The following is a 2,497-nucleotide window of genomic DNA, read 5'->3' as shown; positions in this document are numbered from 1 at the left end:
GGGTGCTCAACCTGACACCCCATCACGAGACAGCAGCCCGCCTGCTGGGGGTGGAGCGATATTACCTGCTGGAGTGAAGGGGGGTGCGGAATGTTGGATACAAGATGCTGTTCCGAAAGATCGCTTTAGGAATTGCGCCAGGTACGCATAGACTCATTCCGCGGGTTTTGCCAATCTACCCTGGCGCAACCTGGACGGTGTGGGGAGGGGCCCCGACGGGTTGGCCCGTTGCCCAGGCTCGAGTAGGCTATGGGGGTGCAGATAGGCGTTTTGGGAGGTGGACAACTGGGGCGTATGCTGGCTTTGGCGGGGTATCCGCTGGGGCTGCGCTTCAGGTTTTTTGACCCGCTGGCCGAAGCCCCGGCAGGCCAGCTGGCAGAGCTGGTGGTGGGCGACTACACCGACGAGGGCGCGCTGGCCCGTTTTGCCGAGGGCCTCTCGCTACTCACTTACGAGTTCGAGAACGTGCCGGTGGCGGCGGCGGCCTGGCTGGCCCGGCGCCTGCCCGTTTATCCCCCGCCTGTGGCCCTGGAAGTGGCCCAGGATCGGCTCGCCGAGAAGACCTTTTTTCAGGGGCTGGGCATCCCCACCCCCTTGTTTTACCCGGTGCAGACCTATAGCGACCTGCAAGATGGCCTCGAGCGCACCGGATGGCCGGCGGTGCTCAAAACCCGGCGGCTGGGCTACGACGGCAAAGGCCAGAAGCTTCTGCGTTCGCCCGCCGACCTCGAGGCGGCCTGGGAGCAGTTGGGCGGGCAGCCCCTCATTCTGGAGGCCTTTGTGCCCTTCGAGCGCGAGCTTTCCATCCTGGCGGTGCGAAGCACCAGCGGCCAGGTGGCCTTTTACCCGCTGGTGGAGAACCACCATGTGGGCGGGATTCTACGCAAAAGCCTGGCCCCTGCCCCGATCACCCCGGCCCGACTGCAGCACGAGGCCGAGCACATGGCCCGGCGGGTGCTGGAAAAGCTCGACTACGTGGGGGTGCTGGCTATCGAGCTGTTCGAGGTCGAAGGCACCCTCTGGGCCAACGAGATGGCCCCCCGGGTGCACAACTCGGGGCACTGGACCATCGAAGGGGCCGAGACCAGCCAGTTCGAAAACCACCTGCGGGCCGTGCTGGGCCTGCCCCTGGGTTCTACCGCCCCCCGCGGCCATGCGGCCATGCTGAACCTGATTGGCCTGAAGCCCGAGCCTGCCCGGGTGCTGGAAATTCCTGGGGCCCACCTGCACTGGTACGGCAAAGAGGTGCGCCCCGGGCGCAAGGTGGGGCACGTGACCCTGCGGGCCGGTACGCCCAGGGAGCTCGAGACCGGCCTGGCCCGGCTCGAGGCGGTGCTGTGAAGTGTCTCCATAAGCGAAATGCAAGATGCCGTACCGAAAGTTCGCTTTAGGAATTGCGTCAGGTATGCATTGACTCATTCCGCTGGTTTTGCCAATCTGCCCTGGCGCAACTGGAACCCCACCCGAAGCGTTTTACCAAGAGTCGTTCAAAGCGCACCTGCTGTAAGGGCTTCTCATGCTGCTTTAGGGGGGCCCCAACAGACAACGATAGAGTAACTGGCTTCAACATCACAGGTTGAAGTACTTTGCGGCGGGGTGGTGCACCACGATGGCGCTGGTGGACTGCTCGGGGTGGAGCTGGTACTCCTCGCTCAGCTCCACGCCAATTTCCTGCCACTGCAGAAGCTCCTGCAGGTACTTTTGGTCTTCCAGGCGGGGGCAGGCCGGGTAGCCAAAGCTGTAGCGGCTGCCCTGGTAGCCCTGGCGGAAGAGCGCTTCTAAGCTGGTGGCGTCGTCCTGGGCGATGTCGAGCTGCTGACGGATGCGCTTATGCCAGTACTCGGCCAGGGCCTCGGCCATCTCCACCGAGAAACCGTGCAGGTACAGGTAGTCCTGGTAGGCGTCGGAGCGGAAGAGTTCCTGCGCCACTTGCGAGACCCGGCGGCCCATGGTGACCACCTGGGCGGCCAGCACGTCGCGGGCGCCATTCTCCCAGGCCGCTGGGGGGAACCAGGCCTGCTCGTTGCCGATGGGCGGGGCGTGGCGGGGGCGGAAGAAGTCGGCGATGCACAGGTGGCGCGAGCCTGTGCCCATCTGGCGGGGGAAGTTAAAGCGGAACAGCTCGGCCCCCGACCCAGGGTCGAAGACGATTAGTTCGTTCTGATCGGATGCTACCGGCCAGTAGCCATAGACCACCGCGGGCTCGAGCCAGCCTTCGGCCAGGGCCTGCAGCACCATCTCCTCGAACATCGGCTCGGCCAGGCGCTCGAGGTAGGCCTCGTACTCGGGCTGGCTCATGTCGCCTTTACGGAAGCCCCACTGCCCCCGGAAGAGGGCGTTTTTGTTGACGTAGCGGGAGATGACCCCAATCTCTAGCTCACTCGAGTCAACCACCCTTCGGCCCCAGAAGGGGGGGCGGGGGATGCGGGGGGCGGGCGGGGTGTTGGAAGGGATGTACTCGGAACCGGCCATCAGTTTCTCCTGCAGAATTTCGTAG

The 2,497-nt window shown here is 64.6% G+C and carries 2 protein-coding genes; one reads left to right on the top strand and one right to left on the bottom strand.

All coding sequences use genetic code 11. The features are described 5' to 3' along the window. The first annotated feature begins 255 nt into the window (after positions 1 to 255). A complete protein-coding gene (locus tag ABWU19_RS14660) occupies positions 256 to 1,341 on the top strand; it encodes a 5-(carboxyamino)imidazole ribonucleotide synthase (RefSeq protein ID WP_435902382.1) in 1,086 nt (361 codons plus the stop codon). Positions 1,342 to 1,569: 228 nt separating this feature from the next. Here ABWU19_RS14660 and ABWU19_RS14655 read toward each other — a convergent pair. Beyond that, positions 1,570 to 2,497: vitamin B12 dependent-methionine synthase activation domain-containing protein (locus ABWU19_RS14655; RefSeq protein WP_435902381.1), on the bottom strand; the 928-nt coding region annotated here is incomplete at its 5' end.

Origin of the sequence: Meiothermus cerbereus, from assembly GCF_051297115.1 — a bacterium.
Classification (GTDB): Bacteria; Deinococcota; Deinococci; order Deinococcales; family Thermaceae; genus Meiothermus; species Meiothermus cerbereus_A.
The sequence above is the reverse complement of the archived record's forward strand: the minus strand, read 5'-3'. Positions and strand labels throughout refer to the sequence as shown.